Consider the following 19,808-nt stretch of genomic DNA (forward strand, 5'->3'; position numbering starts at 1 on the left):
TCCTGCGGCAGCAGGGCAGGATGGCGGTCGATTCGGCAGGGCGCCGCGTGCCGTGGCCATGCAAGGGGGCACTGGATGACCCTGCGGCGAATAAGGTCCCAAGGATGTGCCTTGCTGCGGCGCCTCATTCCGGCGGTTCGGTGGCCGCGGCGCCTGGCTTGCCTTCCTTGACGGCCCGCGCCAGCACCGCGACCGAGACGGGACCCGCGCCCTCTTCGGCCAGAGCCCGTGCCGCCGCCGCCAGCGTCGCCCCCGAGGCCATCACGTCATCGACCAGCAGCACCGGTCGCCCTTCGAGCCGCGACCGCGCGCGGTCCGCGACCCTGATCGCGCCCTCGACATTGGCGAAGCGGTCACCCACCGACCCGTGGTCCTGCATGGGCGTGTGCCGCAGGCGGCGCAGCCCCGCCGCCTCGAGCCCCAACCCGTGGGCGCGCGCCACCGCCGCGCCCAGCAGCGCGGCCTGGTTGTATTTCCGCGCCAGCATCCGGCGGGGATGCAGCGGCACCGGCACCACCATCATGCCCGGTGCGACCAGTGGTGCCGCCGCCGCCGCGAGCCAAAGGCCCAGCGCGGGCGCAAGGTCCGGCCGGTCGCCGTGCTTCAGCGCCAGCACCAGCCGCCGCCCGCTGCCCGCATAGACCACCGCCGCGCGGCCGCGCGCCCAGGGGCGCGGGCGGGCGAGGCAGTCGTCGCAGGAAAGCCCCGCCTCGGTTCCGCTGTCGCCGGGAAGGGGGATGCCGCAGGTGTCGCACAGGCAGGCCCCGATGAACTCGGCCTCGCGCCAGCAGGCGGGGCAGAGCGCCCCGTCCTCGGCCACGCCCGCCCCGCAGTCGAGGCATTGCGGCGGGAACAGAATCGTGCGCCCCGCTTTCATCACCGCACCGAAGGCCCTAAGTTGCAATCCCATGTCCGCGCCCGCTTCCTCCTCCAGCGCCCCGCCGCGCCTAACCGACCGCCCTGCGCTGCAACGCAACCGCGCCCGCGCCGCCCGGACGGGGCGCGAGGACTGGCTGCACGCGCTGGTGCTGGACGAGATCCAGGATAGGCTTTCCGAGATTAACAGAAGGTTTACCGCGCCCGCCGTCGTGACCGGCCATCCCGCGTTCTGGTCCGCCGCGATGCCCGGCGCACGGGTGGTGCCGGACGAGGCCGTGCTGGACCTTGAGCGAGGTGCGCACGACCTCGTGATCCACGTGCTGGCGCTGCACTGGGCCGACGACCCGGTGGGACAGATCATCCAGGGAGCACGCGCGCTGGTGCCGGACGGACTGTTCATGGCCGTCCTGCCGGGCGGCGAGACGCTCGCCCCCCTGCGCGCCGCACTGGCGCAGGCCGAGGTCGAGGTCACGGGGGGCCTGTCGCCGCGCGTCGTGCCCCTGGGCGAGATCCGCGACCTCGGTGCGCTGCTGGCCCGCGCGGGGCTGGCACTGCCAGTGGCCGACCAGATCAGCCAGAAGGTCAGCTATCGCGACTTCTTCCACCTGGCCCGCGACCTGCGCGCGATGGGCGAGGGCAACGCGCTCGACCGCCGCCTGCGGCACCCGACGCGCCGAGACGTGCTGCTGCGTGCGGCGCAGATCCTTTCCGACACCGCCCCCGATCCCCAGGACCCTGACCGCATCCGGCTCGAGCTGGAGCTGATGTTCCTGACCGGATGGGCGCCCGCCGACAACCAGCCGAAACCATTGCGCCCCGGCTCGGCTAGGACGAGCCTCGCCGCGGCGCTGAGCCAGAGGACCCAATGAACCAGCATGCCCGCCCGCAGGACCTGAGCCAACCGCGCCACGCCGCCCCGGACCACCCCGCGCTGCCGCAGCGCCGGATCGGCATCCTTGTCGCCAACCTCGGCACGCCGGACGGGCACGACTACTGGTCGATGCGCCGCTATCTCAGCGAGTTCCTGTCGGACAAGCGGGTGATCGACTATCCGGCATGGAAATGGCAGCCGCTGCTGCAGGGGATCATCCTTTCCAAGCGGCCCTTCACCTCGGGCAGGAACTACCGTTCCATCTGGAACAACGAGGCGAACGAAAGCCCGCTGATGACGATCACCAAGGCCAAGGTCGCCAAGCTGCGCCAGACCTGCGCGGAACGCTGGGGCGAGGGCGTGATCGTCGATTTCTGCATGCGCTACGGCAATCCCTCCACGCAGGCCGTCGTGGACCGGATGGTGAAGGCGGGCTGCGACCGGATCGTCTTCCTGCCGATGTATCCGCAATATGCGGGCGCGACCTGGGCCACGGCGAACGACCAGTTCTTCCGCGCGCTGATGACGCAGAAATGGCAGCCCTCGGCCCGGGTCTGCCCGCCCTATTTCGACCGCCCCGACTATATCGAGGCGTTGGCGCAGTCGGTCGAACGCACGCTGGGGGGCCGCCGCCCGCAGAAGCTGGTGGCCTCGTATCACGGGATGCCCAGGCGCTACCTGATGGAAGGTGACCCCTACCATTGCCAGTGCCAGAAGACGACGCGCCTGCTGCGCGAGCGGCTGGGCTGGCCCGAGGACTCGATCGACACGACCTTCCAGTCGGTCTTCGGCTCCGAGGAATGGCTGCGGCCCTACACGGTCGAGCATGTGGCGGACCTCGCCAAGCGCGGCATCACCGACATCGCGGTGATCTCTCCGGCCTTCAGCGCGGACTGCATCGAGACGCTGGAGGAGATCAACGGCGAGATCCGCGAAGCCTTCGAGCACGCGGGCGGGCAGCAGTTCACCTATGTCCCCTGCCTGAACGACGACGACGCGCATATCGCCGTCCTGACTGCCGTGATCGCCGAGAATCTGGCTGGCTGGGCCTGACCTTGGGTTGGCGCGCGCGCCTGCCTATATTGGCAGGCGACGCCGCGCCGCGACCCTTGGGCGCGCAGATTTCCGAAAGGCCCCCATGACCACAATCAACCAGATCGCCTGGGACGATACCGTTCTGCCCTTCCAGCTTGACCGTTCGGGGGTGCGCGGCCGCGTGGCCCGGCTGGACGGCGTCCTTGAACATATCCTGTCGCGCCACGACTACCCGGCCCCCGTGGCGGCGCTGGTGGCCGAGGTCGCGCTGCTGACAGCGCTGATCGGGCCCACCATCAAGCTGCGCTGGAAGCTGTCGATCCAGGTGCGCGGCAACGGCGCCGTCCGCACCATCGCGGCCGACTATTATGCGCCCTCGGCGGACGGCGGACCCGCGCGCATCCGCGCCTGGGCCAGCTTCGACGCCGACCGGCTGGACGACCGCCCGCCCTTCGAGCAGATCGGCGAGGGTTATTTCGCCATCCTGATCGACCAGGGCGCGGGGAACCTGCCCTACCAGGGGATCACGCCGCTTGCGAGCGGGTCGCTGTCGGCCTGCGCGGGCACCTACTTTGCCCAGTCCGAGCAGATCCCGACCAGCTTCACCCTGTCCTACGGCCAAAGCCGGATGGCAGGGGATGCGGAGCGCTGGCGCGCGGGCGGCGTCATGCTGCAGACGCTGCCGGCGCAGCCGATGGACGCGGGGAAGGGCGGCTCGGGCGAGAACGGGCTGATCGAGGCCGCCGACATCCTGCAGGGCGCCCAGTCCGAGGACTGGAACCGCGCCAACCACCTGCTGTCCACCGTCGAGCCGATGGAGCTGATCGGTCCCTCGGTCGCGCCGACCGACCTGCTGGTGCGCCTGTTCCACGAGGAAACGCCCCGCGTCTTCGACCCCCAGCGGGTGGAATTCGGCTGCTCCTGCTCGGCCGACCGGGTGCGCGGGACGCTGGCGATCTATTCGGCCAAGGACATCCGCCACATGACGACGGACCAGGGTACCGTCACCGCCGACTGCCAGTTCTGCGGCGCCCATTACGAGTTCGACCCGGCCTCGTTGGGCTTCGAGGCGACCGTGGACGCGGAAGGCAACGCCCTGTCCGGCGCGGAGGAGCGCGGCTGATGCTGCAGGCGGCCGAGGTCCGGGAAAGGCTCTTGCGGGCGCTTGATGTGCCCGCCGGGGCCACTTCGGACTTCGACCAGAACGGGCCCGTTCCGGCAGACCTTCCGGCGCGGCCGGCGGGCGTGCTGGCCGCCTTCCGCGAGGACGGGCGGCTGCTGCTGACCAAGCGCGCGAGCGGCTTGCGCCACCATCCGGGCCAGATCGCCCTGCCGGGCGGCAAGGTCGATCCGGGCGATGCGGACGAGACTGCCGCCGCCCTGCGCGAAGCGCGTGAGGAGGTGGGGCTGGACCCCGCGCAGGTCGAGGTGCTGGGCGTTCTGCCGCCGCACCGTACGGTCACCGGCTTTGCCATGACGCCGGTGCTGGCGATGATCCGCGGACCCTTCACCCCTGTCCCCGAGGCGGGCGAGGTCGAGGAGGCCTTCACCGTGCCCTTTGCTCACATTGCCGATCCCGGGAACTATCGTCTTGAGCGGCGGCTCTGGCGCGGCGGTTGGCGATCCTATCACGTGGCACCCTTCGGTCCCTATTACATCTGGGGCGCGACGGCGCGGGTGTTGCTGGCGCTTGCGAAAAGGCTGTCGGAATGAGGATGCCCGAAGCGATCATGGGGGACCCTTTACTGCGCCGGGTGCTGGCCGCGCTGGCGCCGCACCGGGCCTTGGTCGTGGGCGGCGCAGTCCGCAACGCCCTGCTGGGCCAACCGGTCGAGGACATCGACATCGCGACCGATGCGCCGCCCGAAGAGGTTGTGGAACTGGCGCAGGCAGCAGGGCTGAAGCCGGTGCCCACCGGCATCGAGCACGGCACGATCACCGTGGTCGCGGACGGGCGCGGATTCGAGGTCACGACCTTCCGCCGCGACGTGGAAACGGATGGCCGCCGCGCCGTCGTGGCTTTCTCCAACCGGATCGAGGACGACGCCGCGCGGCGCGACTTCACCATGAACGCGCTTTACGCCGAGCCCTCGGGCGAGGTGCTGGACCCTGTGGGGGGCTTGCCTGACCTTTCCGCCCGCCGCGTGCGCTTCGTCGGCGACCCCGACCAGCGCATCACCGAGGATTACCTGCGCATCCTGCGCTTCTTCCGCTTTCATGCGCGCTATGGCCGTCCCGGCATGGCCGATCGGCAGGCGCTGGCCGCCTGCGCCCGCCATGCCAGAGAACTTTCCCGCATATCGCGCGAGCGGATCGGGGCCGAAATGCGCAAGCTGCTGTCGGCGGATGATCCGGTGGAAGCGGTGCGGCTGATGGAAGAGGCGGGCGTTCTGGCGCAGGTGCTGCCGGGGGCTCGGGCTGAGGGTCTGGCTGCGCTTTGCGCGGTGGCGCCGGTTGGAGATGCCGGACCGGGGCGCTGCCCCGGACCCCGGCATATTTTCACGAAGAAGAAAGACTGGGAACTGCGGCTTGCGGCGCTTGGGGCGGACGACCCGGCAGGCGCATTGCGGCTGTCCCGGGCCGAGGCGCGGGTGCAGGAGGAACTGCGCTCGGGTCTCACGCTGAGCGAGGCCGCCTATCGGCTGGGGGCCGGGCGAGCGGGGCAGCTGGCCCTGCTCCGGGCCTCGCGCGGCGAGGCGCTGCGGGCGGACTGGCGCGAGCGGATCGACTTCGCCGCGCGGCAGGTGTTGCCGATCTCCGCGGCCGACCTGTCGCACCGGCTGTCGGGACCGGCGCTGGGGCGGGGCCTCAAGGCAGCCGAAGCGGCGTGGATCGAGGGCGACTTTCTGGTGCCCGCCCCCGCGCTGGTGGACATCGCCCTGTTGGCGGGAGAAGGCCCATGATGCTGCACCAGACTTTCGAGCGGCTGATCGACGCTTTCCGCCCGGCGGACGGGCCGCCGCCTCGCACGCTTTTGGCCTTCTTCCGCTGGGCGCTGTCGGGGGCTTGGGGGGGGCTCGGGGTCGCGGCCTTCGCCTCGGCGCTGTCGGGGGCGGCCGAGGTCGCCTCGGCCACGCTGCTGGGCTGGGTCGTCGATGCGGTGGCGCAGTCGGGCGGTTGGACATTGACCGGTCACGGCTGGCTGATGGCGGCCTTCGTGGGCTTCTTTTTGGTCCTGCGGCCCGCCATCATGGGGCTGTCGGCCGCCTCATCCAACGTCATCATCGGGCCGAACATCCTGCCGCTGGTGCTGTCGCGCCTGCACCGCTGGACGATGGGGCATGCCGTCACCTTCTTCGACAACGACTTCGCCGGGCGCATCGCGCAGAAGCAGATGCAGACCGCCCGCGCCGTGACCGAGGTCGCGAGCGAGATGGTCAACACCGGCACCTTTGCCCTGTCGGCAGTGCTGGGATCGGCGCTGTTCCTGGTGACGATCGACGCTTGGGCTGCCGGTGCGCTGATCGTCTGGCTGGTCGTCTATCTGGCGCTGATCCGCTTCTTCCTGCCCCGCGTGCGGGCCCAGTCCAAGGGCCGCGCCAGCGCGCGGGCCATGATCACGGGCCAGGTGGTCGACACCATCACCAACATCAAGACCGTCAAGCTGTTCGCCAGCGCCGAATACGAGGATCAGGCGGCCCTGGGCGCGATGGAAACCTTCCGCGACCGCGCCATCGACTTCGGGCGCCTGAACACTTGGTTCCGGCTGTCGCTGACGCTGGTCGCGGGCATCCTGCCGGTGGTGCTGGTCGGCGGCGCCGTGCTGATGTGGCAGCGGGGCGCGGCGACGCCGGGCGACGTGGCGGCCGCGGGCGCTATCGCCATGCGTCTGGCGCAGATGACCGGCTGGGTCAGCATGTCGCTCATGGGCATCTGGGGATCCATCGGCGAAGTCGAGGACGGGATGCAGACCCTGTCCCCGCCGCACACGCTGGTCGATGCGCCTGATGCGGTGGAACTCGGCCGGCTGCGGGGCGAGGTCGCCTTTGACGGCGTCAGCTTCTCCTATGGCCGTGGCGACGGCGGGATCGATGGGCTGTCACTGCGGATCGCGCCGGGCGAGCGGATCGGGATCGTGGGCGCCTCGGGCGCGGGCAAGTCCACGCTGGTCTCGCTGCTGCTGCGGCTGCATGACGTCGAACAGGGCGCGGTCCGCGTGGACGGCAAGGACGTGCGCGGTGTCACGCAGGAATCCCTGCGCCGCAACATCGGGATGGTCACGCAGGAAACGGCGATGTTCAACCGCTCGGCCCGCGACAACCTCCTTTATGGCCGCCCCGGCGCCTCAGAAGAAGAAATGATCGCCGCCGCCCGCGCCGCCGAGGCGCATGACTTCATCCTCGGGCTGCAGGATTCGAGCGGACGCAAGGGCTATGACGCGCATCTGGGGGAGCGCGGCGTGAAGCTGTCCGGCGGGCAGCGGCAGCGGATCGCGCTGGCCCGCGCCTTCGTCAAGGACGCGCCGATCCTCGTGCTGGACGAGGCGACCAGCGCCCTGGACAGCGAGGTCGAGGCGCAGGTGCAGGACTCGCTGCACCGGATCATGCAGGGCAAGACGGTGCTCGCCATTGCCCACCGCCTGTCCACCATCGCCGAGATGGACCGCATCGTCGTCATGGACGCGGGCCGGATCGTCGAGCAGGGCAGCCATGCCGAGCTGCTGGCCAAGGGCGGCCTTTACGCCCGCTACTGGAACCGGCAGTCGGGCGGCTTCCTGGGGACCGAGCCTGAGGACGCGCAGGCCGCCGAATGACCTGGACGGTCGAGCGACTAGGCCGGCGTGGCGATGGAGTCGCAGTGCGCGGGGAGGAACGCGCGCTCGCGCCCTTGACGCTACCCGGAGAGCAGATCGAAGGCGAAGCCGAGGATGGCCGGATCGCCAAGCCGCGGATCGTGACGCCCTCGGGGGACCGGGTGCGGGCGCCGTGCCCTCACTACAAGCAATGTGGCGGCTGTTCGCTGATGCACGCAAGCGACGGTTTCGTTGCCGGATGGAAGGCGCAGGTGGTGCGGACGGCGCTGGCGGCGCAGGGGATCGAGGTCGAGGTGGGGGCGGTCCATACCTCTCCGTCGCGTTCGCGACGCCGGGCGGTGCTGTCGGGGCGGCGGACCAAGGCCGGGGCGCTGGTGGGCTTCCACCAGCGGGCCTCGGACGTGATCGTGGACGTGGCCGAATGCCTCGTGGTCCGGCCCGCGATCCTGGCGGCCCTGCCGGATCTGCGGCGGCTGGTGAGCTTGGGCGGCTCGCGGGCGGCCGAGCTGTCGCTGGTTGTCACCGAGACGTCCGCCGGGCTGGATGTCGCCGTGCGCGGGGGCAAGCCGATGACGCCCGCGCTTCTGGGCAAACTCGCGGCGCTGGCCGGGGCGGCGGGCTGGGCGAGGCTCGATTGGGATGGCGAGCCGCTGGTGATCCGTCCCCCCGCAGTGCCTTTCGGCCGCGCGCGGGTCGTGCCGCCGCCCGGCGGATTCCTGCAGGCGACGGTGGAAGGCGAGGCGGCGCTGCTGGACTTCGTCCGCCGCACGGTCGGCGGGGCAGGGCGGGTCGCCGATCTCTTTGCCGGCGCCGGGACCTTCACGCTGCCCCTGGCAGAGAGGGCCGAGGTCCACGCGGTCGAGGGGCTGGCCGCGCCCTTGGCCGCGCTGCAGGCGGGCTGGCGCGGGGCGCCGGGGCTGCGGAAGGTCACGACCGAGGTCCGCGACCTGGCGCGCAGGCCGCTGCTGCCCGATGAACTGGCGCGCTTCGATGCGGTGGTGATCGACCCGCCGCGCACCGGGGCGCCCGCGCAGGCGGCGGCACTTGCGCAGTCGCGCGTGCCGGTCGTGGCATGGGTGAGCTGCGATCCCGTGACCTTCGCGCGGGATGCGCGGGTGATGCTGGAGGGAGGCTATGCGCTGGGCCGGATCGAGGTCGTGGACCAGTTCCGCTGGTCGCCCCATGTCGAATTGACTGCGGCTTTCACGCACTAGGGTCGCCGGAACTGCCTAAGATTGTCGAGAGACAGAGTTGGCGGAAAACCGCCGGTTGTGGTAACGCTCGATCAATAAGACGCAAATAAGCGATTCTGGGGCAGTGATGATCTCGACCATCCGCAATCTTCTTGCGCTGACTGCGCTTGTCTTGCTGGCAGCCTGTGGCAGCAGCCAGCCCAAGAGCAAGTTCCGCACCTACAACGGCCCGCCCGTCACGCAGATCGTGGTGGAAAAGGGCGACCGGCAGATGTTCCTGCTGAGCGGCCGCACGGTGCTGAAGGCCTATGACATCGGCCTGGGCTTCCAGCCGATCGGCCACAAGCTTTACGAAGGCGACGGCCGCACGCCCGAGGGCATCTATTTCATCGACCGGCAGAACCCGAACAGCCAGTATCACCTGTCGCTCGGGATCTCCTATCCCGACCCGACCGACAAGGCGCGGGCGATGATGCTGGGCCAGCAGCCGGGCGGCGACATCATGATCCACGGCCGCGGCCCCTACGGCAACAAGCAGAAGAACCGCGACTGGACCGCAGGCTGCATCGCCGTCAACGACGAGGAGATCGAGGAAATCTTCGCCATGGTGCGCCCCGGCGTGCCGGTCGTGATCTATCCCTGACGGGCAGGGGCCGGTGATCCGGCCCCGGCTCAAAGGCCCTTGCCAGCGCGCCACCTGCGCTGCTACCAAAGTCGTGGATGACGGGAGACGCTGGCGCAGGCCAGGGCCGAAGGAGCAACCGCCCCGGTAAACTCTCAGGCAGAAAGACCGCGTCCACATAAAACTCTGAAGAGTGGCTTGCCCCTCGGGGCGGCCCGCCGAAGGATAACGATCTCAGGCGCCCTTCGCGGGCAGGGACAGAGGGGGCATCTACACGCGGCCGCTGGCCGCCAGGGGAGATGCCATGACCGAACTGCGCCGCACGCCGCTTTACGACCTGCATATCGAACTCGGCGCCCGGATGGTGCCCTTTGCCGGCTGGGAGATGCCGGTCCAGTATCCCATGGGCGTGCTGGGCGAGCATCTGCACACCCGCAAGGCCGCGGGCCTGTTCGACGTCAGCCACATGGGGCAGGTGATCCTGCGCGGCGAGGATGCGGCGCAGGCGCTTGAACGCCTGGTGCCCGCCGACATCGTGGGGCTTGCCCGGGGACGGCAGCGCTACGGGCTTTTCACCAGCGACGAGGGCGGCATTCTGGACGACCTGATGGTGGCCAACAAGGGCGACCACCTGCTGCTGGTCGTGAACGCCGCCTGCGCGGAGCAGGACATCGCCCACATGACCGCGGCCGGGCTGGCGCCCGAGGTCGTGACCGACCGTGCGCTGCTTGCCTTGCAGGGACCGGGCGCCGAGGCGGCGCTGGCGGCCCTGGTGCCGGATGCCGCCAACCTGCGCTTCATGGATGCTGTCGATCTGACCTGGCAGGGCGGCACGCTGTGGGTCAGCCGCTCGGGCTATACCGGCGAGGACGGCTTCGAGATCAGCATCCACGAGAGCCGCGCCCTTGATTTCGCCCGCGCCCTGCTGGCGCAGGACGGCGTCGCTCCCATTGGTCTTGGCGCCCGCGACTCGCTGCGGCTGGAAGCCGGGCTGCCGCTTTACGGCCATGACATGGATACCGGGGTCACCCCCGCGCAGGCCGGTCTCGGCTGGTCGATCCCCAAGGTCCGCCGCGCGGGCGGCGAGCGCGAAGGCGGCTTTCCGGGCGCCAAGGCGGTCCTGCCCGAACTCGGCAAGTCCTCGCGCGTGCGCCGCGGTCTGCGCCCCGAGGGCCGCGCCCCTATCCGCGAAGGGACGCCGGTCTTTGCCGAGGCGGAGGGCGGCAAGCCGGTCGGCCGCGTGACCTCGGGCGGCTTCGGCCCCTCGGTGGGCGCCCCGGTCGCCATGGCCAGCCTGCCCACCGACATCCCCGAAGGCGCGACCGTCTGGGCCGAGCTGCGCGGCAAGCGCCTGCCGGCCGTTGTCGCGCCCATGCCATTCGTCAAACCCACCTACAAACGCTGAGGCGCCCCATGCTGAAATACACCTCTGACCACGAATGGCTGCGCGCCGAAGGCGACGAGATCGTCGTGGGCATCACCCCCCATGCCAGCGAGCAGCTGGGCGATGTGGTCTTCATCGAACTGCCCGAAACCGGGCGCGAGGTGGAGGCGGGCGAGGAGATCGTGGTGATCGAGTCCGTCAAGGCCGCCTCGGACATCGTGGCGCCGGTCGCGGGCACGATCACCGCCGTCAACGAGGCGCTGGCTGACGCGCCGGGCGACGTGAACTCGGACGCGATGTCGGCCTGGTTCTTCCGCATCAAGCCCGCCGACGGCGTGTCGCTGGACGGCTTCATGGACGAGTCCGCCTATCAGGAACTGATCGGCTGAGATTGTGCCGCCGGACCGGGGCTCTGCCCCGCTTGGCCTGGCGGCCCCTTCTGCACTGAAAACAGTTCCCCGGACTGTTTTCCGGGCGCTCCGAAGCCCGAGATATTTGAGCGAAGAAGAAGGAGGCGCGGCTGGCGAACGGCCGCCCTACCGATGCAGGTAATCCGGCCCGGTGTGGCCATTTGCACATGAGCGATCCCATGACCCGCTGGAACCCGACCTCCTACAACCCCGACGACTTCGGCAATCGCCGCCATATCGGTCCTTCCCCTTCCGAGATGGAGGAGATGCTGAAGGTCGTGGGCGCAGGCAGCCTCGACCAGCTGATCGAGCAGACCGTGCCCGGGTCCATCCGCCAGGACACCAGCCTGGACTGGCCGGCGCTGTCCGAGCGCGAGATGCTGTCGCTGATGCGCGAGGTCGCGGGCGAGAACCGCGTCATGACCAGCCTGATCGGGCAGGGCTATTACGGCACCGTCACGCCGCCCGCGATCCAGCGCAACATCTTCGAGAACCCGGCTTGGTACACGGCCTACACCCCTTATCAGCCCGAGATCGCGCAGGGGCGGCTCGAGGCGCTGCTGAACTACCAGACCATGGTCGCGGACCTGACCGGCCTGCCGGTCGCCAACGCCTCGCTGCTGGACGAGGCGACGGCGGCGGCCGAGGCCATGGCCATGGCGCAGCGGGTGGCGAAGTCGAAGGCCCGCGCGTTCTTTGTCAGCGACAACCTGCATCCGCAGACGATCAGCGTGATCGAGACGCGGGCCGAGCCGCTGGGGATCGAGATCATCCGTGGGCGTCCCGAGGACTGCGACCCCGCTCAGGTCTTCGGCGCGATCTTCCAGTATCCCGGCACATTCGGGCACATCCGCGACCTGACCGCCGATTGCGAGGCGCTGCGCAAGGCGGGGGCCGTCGCCATTGTCGCCACCGACCTTCTGGCGCTCTGCCTGCTGAAGGAACCGGGCGCGATGGGCGCCGACATCTGCGTGGGCTCGGCCCAGCGCTTCGGCGTGCCGATTGGCTACGGCGGCCCGCACGCGGCCTTCATGTCCTGCCGCGACGAGATGAAGCGTGCCATGCCCGGCCGCATCGTGGGCGTCAGCATCGACGCAGCGGGCCGCCCGGCCTATCGCCTGGCGCTGCAGACGCGCGAACAGCATATCCGCCGCGAAAAGGCGACCAGTAACGTCTGCACGGCGCAGGCGCTGCTGGCGGTCATGGCGTCCTTCTATGCCGTCTTCCACGGGCCTGTGGGTCTGCGTGCCATCGCCCAGCGGGTGCATCTGAACGCGGTCACGCTGGCCAATGCCCTGCGCGCCGCCGGGGCCGAGGTCGAGACGGATGCCTTGTTCGACACCTTCACCGTGCGCGTGGGCGTGGGGCAGGCGGGCATCCTCGCGGCGGCCGAGCAGCGGGGGATCAACCTGCGCAAGGTGGGCCGCGACCGCGTCGGCATCAGCGTGGACGAGACGACCGACGAGGGCGTGATCGCACGGGTGCTGGATGCCTTCGGGATCACCGACCCTGCCGAGCCCGCGACCGAGCCCGCGATCCCCGAGCAGTTGCTGCGCGAAAGCGACTATCTGACCCACCCGGTTTTCCACATGAACCGGGCCGAATCCGAGATGATGCGTTACATGCGCCGCCTGTCGGACCGCGACCTGGCGCTGGACCGTGCGATGATCCCGCTGGGGTCCTGCACGATGAAGCTGAACGCGGCCGCCGAGATGATGCCGCTGACCTGGCCCGAGTTCGCAATGCTGCACCCCTTCGCGCCGCAGGCGCAGGCGGCGGGCTATCACCGCGTCTTCAAGGACCTGTCTGACAAGCTCTGCACCATCACGGGCTATGACGCCTTCTCGCTGCAGCCGAACTCGGGCGCGCAGGGGGAATATGCCGGGCTCCTGACCATCGCCGCCTATCACAAGGCGCGCGGCGAGGATCGCGACATCTGCCTGATCCCGACCAGCGCGCATGGTACCAACCCCGCCAGCGCCCAGATGTGCGGAATGAAGGTCGTGGTGGTGAAGTCCGCCCCGAACGGCGACATCGACTTGGAAGATTTCGCCGACAAGGCGGCCAAGGCCGGCGACAAGCTGGCGGCGGTGATGATCACCTATCCGTCCACGCATGGCGTATTCGAGGACACCGTGCGCGAGGTCTGCCGGATTACCCATGATCACGGCGGGCAGGTCTACATCGACGGCGCCAACATGAACGCGCTGGTGGGGCTGGTGAAGCCGGGCGAGATCGGCGGCGACGTCAGCCACCTGAACCTGCACAAGACCTTCGCCATTCCCCATGGCGGCGGTGGTCCCGGCATGGGCCCGATCGGCGTCAAGGCGCATCTCGCGCCCTACCTGCCCGCCGACCCGCGCGAGGGGGCAGGGGCGGTCTCGGCCGCGCCTTGGGGATCGGCCTCGATCCTGCTGATCTCCTGGGCCTATATCCGCATGATGGGCGGCGAGGGGCTGACGCAAGCCACGCGCGTGGCGATCCTGAACGCAAACTACATCGCCAGCCGACTGGCCGGGGCCTATCCGATCCTGTTCATGGGCAACCGTGGCCGGGTCGCGCATGAATGCATCATCGACACCCGCGTCTTTGCCGAGCATGGCGTGACCGTGGACGACATCGCCAAGCGCCTGATCGACAACGGCTTCCATGCGCCGACGATGAGCTGGCCCGTGGCGGGCACGCTGATGGTGGAGCCGACCGAATCCGAGACCAAGGCCGAGATCGACCGCTTCGTCACCGCCATGCTGGCGATCCGGGACGAGATCACCGAGGTTGCCGAGGGCCGTATCTCCGCCGAGGCAAGCCCCCTGCGCCACGCGCCCCACACGGTCGAAGATCTTGTCGCCGAATGGGATCGGCCCTATTCGCGCGAACAGGGCTGTTTCCCGCCCGGCGCCTTCCGGGTGGACAAGTACTGGCCCCCGGTCGGGCGGGTGGACAACGCCTATGGCGATCGCAACCTGATCTGCACCTGTCCGCCGCTGGAAGCCTACGCCGAAGCGGCGGAGTGATCCGTCCCTGCCATCCAGTCCTGAAAGCCGCGCCCCTCGCGCGGCTTTCTGCTTTGAAGGCAGGGTGCCCGTCCGACGCACCGCCATGATGCAGGAACCCTATCCCGGTGGCGGCGTTGGCCCACAGTCATGAACCGAAAGGAAATTTCCCATGAAAGGCATCATCGCCTGGCTTCTCGGTGTTCCCGTCATCGTCATCATCCTGTTCTACCTCATCGGCATCTTCTGAGCGGCAATGGCTCTCAAGCTGTCATGCCTGCACTGCGGCCAGGTCAACCGCGTCCCGCAGGACCGATTGTCGGCGGGGCCGAAATGCGGCACCTGCGGGGCGGCTCTGCTGCCGGGAAAGCCCATGGCGCTGGACTTCGCCACGCTTGAAAAGGCGGCCCGGACGGACGAGCTGCCGCTGCTGGTGGATTTCTGGGCGCCCTGGTGCGGCCCCTGCCGGATGATGGCACCCGAGTTCGAGAAGGCCGCTGCGATGCTGCAGGGCACGGCCCGACTGGCCAAGATCGACACGCAAAGCCATCCCGACGCGACCGTGCGCTTCAACATCCAGGGAATCCCCGCCTTTATCCTGTTCCGGGACGGCCGCGAGAGAGCGCGCCTGACCGGGGCTCGCCCCGCGGGGCAACTGGCCGACTGGACGCGCAGCCATATCGCGACGAGCTGAAGAAGGCTGCTTGACAACCCCCCGCTGACCCGCCAAATACCGCGCCTGTGGGGCCGTAGCTCAGTTGGTAGAGCGCATCGTTCGCAATGATGAGGCCAGGGGTTCGATTCCCCTCGGCTCCACCAGTTTCCCGAAACTTCAGTTATCTGTGCGGTGCTTGGCCGTGCGATGCGCCTTGATCGTCAGCCAGGCATGGGCGGTCAGCCACAGGGCGCCGACGGTCCACAGGTCCACCGCCAGCCGCGCGAGGGTCGATTGGGGCAGGCTGACCATCATCGCGTCGCCCAGGACCGACAGAAGCACGCAGGCCACGAAGGCCACCAGCCCCCCCTTGCCGATGCTCGCCAGCGCGCGCCCGGGTCCTGTCGCGGCCATCCAGGCGAACAGGCCCGCCAGCGGCACGGCGACCAGCCAGCTTGCCGCCAAGATCGCCACATAGCGCACCCAGTCAAGCGACCATTTGTCCACGATGTCGACCGCGTGCCACATGATGTCGGCCAGCCGCTTGCCCTCGGGGCCCATGCGCCACAGGGTCACCATGCCCAGCGAATAAAGCGTCACCGCAACGGCCAGCAGCGTGATCCAGGCGCCGTGCCGGCGCAGCACCGGCATGAAGCGGTGGCGGAAGGCTCCCATGGCCACGCCGCTGTGGAACAGAAGCTGCCAGCCGAAGGGGTTGAACAGCAGCCCGCCCTCGACCCGCTGGTTCGGCAGGGCGGCGTTCAGGGGAACCGCCACCAGCCACAGCGCGACCGAGCCCGCGAAGAAAGCCACCGGCCAGCGCAGCATCAGGGGCACCAGCACGGGCGCGAGCGCCAGCAGGATGACGTAAAGCGCCAGCACGTCCAGCAGGTTCGGCTGCATCCACATCAGCGCCAGCGTGGCGACATAGCCCATGGGGACGTCGATGATCCAGCGCGCGTATTCATTCCAGATCGCGCTGTGGGCGAAGCCCAGTTCCAGCAGCCCACGCGACAGCAGCGCCAGCATGATGCCGCCCAGGACCAGCGCCAGCCAGACCTGCCCCGCGCGCCGGGCAAAGCGCCACTGCGCGGCCAGGCGGCCTTCTGCACGCTCGACCTTCATCCAGACAAGGCCGACAAGGAAGCCCGACAGCAGCACGAACAGTTCGGCCGAGTCATAGATGGCGAAGTTGGTCAGCGTTGCCTGCCTCAGCACGCCATGCGGCATGTGATTGAGCATGATGCAGACCAGCGCGTAACCGCGCAGCATATCAAGCGAAACGATCCGGCTCATCTTGGCAGCGCGGCCCAGCGTTCAAGCAGCCGCGGATCGGACAGCAGGGCGGCCCGCTCGGCCCGGTCAAGGAAACCAAGCGCCTGCGCCTGCGAGTCGGCGGCACTGATCTTGGCCTCGGCCGCGATGGCGGGCAGGCGCTCGACCACCGGCAGGTCGGGCAGGGGCGGCAGCAGGGCGACATGGCGGGCCCGCGCCTGCGCGTCCCGGCCCAGGGCCGGGGTGGTGCCCTCGACATGGCGCAGCCGGCGCGCATGGGCCATGCTGGCGACGACGATGGCGGGAGGCACCCGTTCCTCGGGCGTGACCAGCAGGCCCGCCATGCGCGCCCAGCGGCCGAAGACGGGCGAGGCGGTCCAGCGCGAGATGGCGGGTGCGAGGATCAGCCCGGCCAGGATCGGCGACAGCCACAGCGCATGGCTGGGGGACAGCATCGTCACCACCAGAAGGGTGCCCACGCCCGAGACGACGTGGATGGCGTGGCGGCGCAGCACCAGCCCCCAAGGCGGCATCGAGCCCTTGCGGACCTGGCTTTCCCAGCCCGAATTGCGGCCGCGCAGGATCTCGAGAATCTGGCGGGTCTGGATCAGCATCTGCACGGGGGCGATCAGCGCCGACAGCACGATCTCGAACAGGGCGCTCAGCAGGATGCGGGGCCGGCCGCCCACGTCCGAGGCCAGCGGCCGCCGCCAGGCCCGTCCCAGCGCCACGAACTTGGGCAGCAGCAGCAGCGTCATGGCGGCCACGAACAGCCAGGTCATGCGTGCCGCGTCGAAGGTCGGCCAGTCGGGGAACAACTGGTAGCTGTTGGGGAAATATTCGGGCCGCGACAGGATCACGTTGGCGGTCAGCGCAAGGCCGACAAGGATCATGGCCAGCCAGACCGGGCTCATCAGGAAGCCGAGGACTCCGATCAGAAAATGGACCCGGCTGATGGCCGTGAAGCCGCGCGCCCCGATCAGGCGCAGGTGCTGCAGGTTGCCCTGCGCCCAGCGGCGCTCGCGCACGGCCATGTCCAGCAGCGTCGGCGGGCAGCCCTCGTAGCTGGCGCGCAGGTCCCAGTCGAGCCGGACCTTCCAGCCGGCGCGGCGCAGCAGCGCGGCCTCGACGAAGTCATGCGACAGGATCGTGCCGCCGAAGGGGGGCGAGCCGGGCAGTTCCGGCAGGCCGCAGCATTCGGCGAAGGCCCTGACGCGGATCATCGCGTTGTGGCCCCAGAAGTTGCCGTTGTCGCCCGACCAGGCGGCGACCCCGCGCCCGATGGGCGGGCCATAGACCCGGCCTGCAAACTGGATCACGCGGGCGAACAGGGTCTGGCCGCCGACCAGCATCGGCAGGGTCTGGATCAGGGCCATCGCGGGATCGGCGCTCATCCGCGCGCTCATCTGGCGCACGACGTCGCCGCTGACGACGCTGTCGGCGTCCAGCACCACCATCTGGTCATAGCGCCCGCCCCAGCGGCGCACGAACTCGGCGATGTTGCCCGCCTTGCGCCCGGTGTTGTCGGTGCGCCTGCGATACCAGACAGGCAGGGGGCAATGGTCGCGCAGGGCGGCGACGGCCAGCGTCTCGGCCGCGAAGAACTCGGGGTCGCGGCTGTCGGACAGGACGAAGATCTCGGCGCGGTCGGACATGCCCGCTTCGGCCAGCTGCTCGGCCAGGGCGCCCAGCATCCCCATGCTGTCGGCCGGGTCCTCGTGATAGATCGGCATCACGATGGCGACCCGGGCGGTCCCCGGATCGGCGGGCGTCACGGTCGGGCGGGCGACCAGCCCCGCGATCAGCGAACAGAAGCTGAAGCCGACCCAGCCGAAGGTCAGGGTGAAGAAGGCCAGCAGCGCCCATTGCAGCGGCTGGATGCCGTCGCTGAAGACGATCAGCATCTGCCAGAAGCCGATGGCCGTGATCAGCGCCGCGCCGCCGAAGGCGATCAGGCGCGCTGTCAGCACGCTGGCCGTGGCAGGCTCGCGCGCGGGACCCGGAGGAGGGGCCGCGCGGAAGTCCTGCGCGGGCATGGGCAGGGGCGCTTCCGGCGGGACCGGAGGCATGCGGCCCAGCCAGCCCGATCCTGCGACCGGAGGCATGGGCGCGGGGCGGTGGGTCATCCCGGCCGGGGCGTCCCGGTCGGTCAGCAGGGGTGGATCGGTCCGTTCCAACCGATCATTCCCTTGTCCAGCGGTACAGCCAGGTCTCGCTCAGCGGGCTGCCATCCGGGGTTTCCAGCCGGGCGGTGATCTCGGCCAGGTCGGTGCGTTCGGGCCGGAACTCGAAGGCAAGGCGCAGCAGCCCTTCGCTCGGCAGGCGCACGACATAGGGATGCTCGACATTGCCGGCCGAGGCGCTGACCACGGCGACGGGGTCTGGCTGGTCCTGGAACAGGTCCAGGTCGAAATCGATGAAATAGCTGCGCGCCCCTTGCGCGTTCACCGACCGCCCCGAGCGGGTCTGGCGCACCCGCGCGACCGGAAAGCCGTCGCCCGGCGCCATGCCGAAGCGCTGTTCATAGGCGAAGTCGTGGCGCACGCCCGCGACCAGCGGCTGGGCTGGCTTCCAGAAGGACACGATGTTGTCGTGGAACTCGGACTGGACGGGGATCTCGACCAGCACCACGGACCCGTCGCCCCAGCCCGGCGCGGGCTGGATCCAGCCCGAGGGACGCAGCTCATAGCGGGCCTCGGCGTCCTGGTAGACCTCGAAGTCGCGCCCGCGCTGCATCAGGCCGAAGCCGCGCGGGTTGCGGTCGGCAAAGGCCGAGATCTGCAGCGTCGCGGGGTTGGACAGCGCGCGCCACAGCCGCATCCCGCCACCCGTCACCATCTCCAGCCCGTCGCTGTCATGGACAGCCGGGCGATAGTCGTCGAAACTTCCTCGGTCGCCGGGACCGAACCAGAACATCGAGGTCAGCGGCGCAAGCCCCACGTCCGCCAGGTCGCGGCGCGGGATCAGCGCCGCGCGGGTCGCCACCACCGTGTCGTCGCCGGGCGCCAGGATGAACTCGAAGGCGCCCGCGACCGAGGGGCTGTCCAGCAGCGCGTGAACCGTGACGCTCTGGCCGGTCTGGTCGGGAGTGTGGATCCAGAACTCGCGGAAGGCGGGGAACTCCTCGCCTTCGCGGCTGCCGGTGCCGATGGCAAGGCCGCGGGCGGACAGGCCGTAGCGGCTGCCGCGGCCGAGGACGCGGAAATAGCTCGCGCCCTGGAAGACAGCCATCTCGTCCAGGAAGCCGGGGTGGTTCATCACCGTCCGCAGGCGGAAGCCCGACCAGCCCATGTTGCCGGGCGGCATCTGGCCGGCGTCGGGCGGGAAGGAGTTCTCGTGGTAATCGAAGACCGACGGATCGAAGGGGAAGGGGCGCACGACCCCCGCCTCGACCAGGTTGATCCGCACGGGCTGGGTGAACAGCATTCCCGGCGGCAGCAGGTCCAGCCCGAAGCCCGGGATGCCGGCCCAAGGGTCGGCTTCGCGCCGGAAGCGGATGCCGCGATAGGCGTCATAGCCCAGGTCGCGGAAGGGCGGGTCCAGCGTCGAGGGAGGCTCGACATAGGGCGCGCGGGCAAGGTCGGCGGCAATCCGCGCCACTTCCTCGAAGCTGAACAGGACGGGCTCGGCCTCGGCCGGGGCCGTGATGTCCTGTGCCCGCCCGGTCCGGGGATGCAGCATGGCGCCAGCCAGCGCGGCAGTCATCGTGCCGATGAAGAAGCGACGTTCCAAGCGTGT

General features: G+C 69.7%; 16 protein-coding genes, 1 tRNA gene and 1 riboswitch. Of the genes, 13 read left to right on the forward strand and 4 right to left on the reverse strand.

The window, feature by feature from the left end; translation table 11 throughout:
- Positions 1-124: 124 nt before the first annotated feature.
- Positions 125-910, reverse strand: coding sequence for a double zinc ribbon domain-containing protein (locus tag ACFFII_RS09555; RefSeq protein ID WP_377698652.1), 786 nt, complete (start codon positions 908-910; stop codon positions 125-127).
- On the opposite strand from ACFFII_RS09555, the gene ACFFII_RS09560 reads away from it, so the two are divergent.
- The 13 genes from ACFFII_RS09560 to ACFFII_RS09620 all read left to right on the forward strand — a co-directional run bounded on the left by ACFFII_RS09560 (position 909) and on the right by ACFFII_RS09620 (position 14,959).
- Positions 909-1,748: an SAM-dependent methyltransferase gene (locus ACFFII_RS09560; protein WP_377698653.1), complete on the forward strand. Its 840-nt coding sequence runs from the start codon at positions 909-911 to the stop codon at positions 1,746-1,748. The two genes, ACFFII_RS09555 and ACFFII_RS09560, sit on opposite strands and share 2 nt — an antisense overlap.
- Entirely contained in the window at positions 1,745-2,803 is a 1,059-nt protein-coding gene (gene hemH, locus ACFFII_RS09565; protein WP_377698654.1) for a ferrochelatase, read from the forward strand. The genes ACFFII_RS09560 and hemH overlap by 4 nt, the downstream gene beginning before the upstream one ends.
- Before the next feature lie 85 nt (positions 2,804-2,888).
- Positions 2,889-3,908 (forward strand): Hsp33 family molecular chaperone HslO, encoded by a 1,020-nt coding sequence (gene hslO, locus ACFFII_RS09570; protein ID WP_377698655.1) that lies wholly within the window; start codon positions 2,889-2,891, stop codon positions 3,906-3,908.
- A complete protein-coding gene (locus ACFFII_RS09575) occupies positions 3,908-4,498 on the forward strand; it encodes an NUDIX hydrolase (RefSeq protein WP_377698656.1) in 591 nt (196 codons plus the stop codon). Before hslO ends, ACFFII_RS09575 begins: the two co-directional genes overlap by 1 nt.
- Positions 4,495-5,688 carry a CCA tRNA nucleotidyltransferase gene (locus ACFFII_RS09580; protein WP_377698657.1) on the forward strand — a complete coding sequence of 398 codons (1,194 nt, stop codon included), beginning with the start codon at positions 4,495-4,497 and terminating at the stop codon, positions 5,686-5,688. Before ACFFII_RS09575 ends, ACFFII_RS09580 begins: the two co-directional genes overlap by 4 nt.
- Positions 5,685-7,538 (forward strand): ABC transporter ATP-binding protein, encoded by a 1,854-nt coding sequence (locus ACFFII_RS09585; RefSeq protein ID WP_377698658.1) that lies wholly within the window; start codon positions 5,685-5,687, stop codon positions 7,536-7,538. Before ACFFII_RS09580 ends, ACFFII_RS09585 begins: the two co-directional genes overlap by 4 nt.
- On the forward strand, positions 7,535-8,752 hold the full coding sequence (locus ACFFII_RS09590) for a class I SAM-dependent RNA methyltransferase (RefSeq protein ID WP_377698659.1): 1,218 nt from the start codon (positions 7,535-7,537) through the stop codon (positions 8,750-8,752). Before ACFFII_RS09585 ends, ACFFII_RS09590 begins: the two co-directional genes overlap by 4 nt.
- Before the next feature lie 106 nt (positions 8,753-8,858).
- Positions 8,859-9,374, forward strand: a complete 516-nt coding sequence (locus tag ACFFII_RS09595) for a L,D-transpeptidase family protein (protein WP_377698660.1) — start codon at positions 8,859-8,861, stop codon at positions 9,372-9,374.
- Positions 9,375-9,445: 71 nt separating this feature from the next.
- A riboswitch (glycine riboswitch) is annotated at positions 9,446-9,533 on the forward strand.
- A 124-nt stretch (positions 9,534-9,657) separates the two neighbouring features.
- A complete protein-coding gene (gcvT, locus tag ACFFII_RS09600) occupies positions 9,658-10,758 on the forward strand; it encodes a glycine cleavage system aminomethyltransferase GcvT (protein WP_377698662.1) in 1,101 nt (366 codons plus the stop codon).
- An 11-nt stretch (positions 10,759-10,769) separates the two neighbouring features.
- The gene (gene gcvH / locus ACFFII_RS09605; RefSeq protein WP_377698804.1) at positions 10,770-11,126 is read left to right on the forward strand and encodes a glycine cleavage system protein GcvH; all 357 of its coding nucleotides are present in this window, start codon (positions 10,770-10,772) and stop codon (positions 11,124-11,126) included.
- A gap of 200 nt (positions 11,127-11,326) precedes the next feature.
- The gene (gene gcvP / locus ACFFII_RS09610; protein ID WP_377698805.1) at positions 11,327-14,161 is read left to right on the forward strand and encodes an aminomethyl-transferring glycine dehydrogenase; all 2,835 of its coding nucleotides are present in this window, start codon (positions 11,327-11,329) and stop codon (positions 14,159-14,161) included.
- Between the two features lie 235 nt (positions 14,162-14,396).
- Positions 14,397-14,834 carry a thioredoxin TrxC gene (trxC, locus tag ACFFII_RS09615; RefSeq protein ID WP_377698663.1) on the forward strand — a complete coding sequence of 146 codons (438 nt, stop codon included), beginning with the start codon at positions 14,397-14,399 and terminating at the stop codon, positions 14,832-14,834.
- A 49-nt stretch (positions 14,835-14,883) separates the two neighbouring features.
- Positions 14,884-14,959, forward strand: a tRNA-Ala gene (locus tag ACFFII_RS09620).
- Positions 14,960-14,972: 13 nt separating this feature from the next.
- On the opposite strand, the gene ACFFII_RS09625 is transcribed toward ACFFII_RS09620, so the two are convergent.
- From ACFFII_RS09625 to ACFFII_RS09635, 3 genes are read right to left on the reverse strand one after another with little or no spacing between them, the layout of a single operon-like run.
- A complete protein-coding gene (locus ACFFII_RS09625) occupies positions 14,973-16,091 on the reverse strand; it encodes an OpgC domain-containing protein (protein ID WP_377698664.1) in 1,119 nt (372 codons plus the stop codon).
- Positions 16,088-18,247 carry a glucans biosynthesis glucosyltransferase MdoH gene (gene mdoH, locus ACFFII_RS09630; protein ID WP_377698665.1) on the reverse strand — a complete coding sequence of 720 codons (2,160 nt, stop codon included), beginning with the start codon at positions 18,245-18,247 and terminating at the stop codon, positions 16,088-16,090. Before mdoH ends, ACFFII_RS09625 begins: the two co-directional genes overlap by 4 nt.
- 4 nt (positions 18,248-18,251) lie before the next feature.
- Positions 18,252-19,802, reverse strand: a complete 1,551-nt coding sequence (locus tag ACFFII_RS09635) for an OpgD/OpgG family glucan biosynthesis protein (RefSeq protein ID WP_377698667.1) — start codon at positions 19,800-19,802, stop codon at positions 18,252-18,254.
- Positions 19,803-19,808 lie beyond the last annotated feature (6 nt).

The organism is Paracoccus niistensis (assembly GCF_042432925.1).
Classification (GTDB): Bacteria; Pseudomonadota; Alphaproteobacteria; order Rhodobacterales; family Rhodobacteraceae; genus Paracoccus; species Paracoccus niistensis.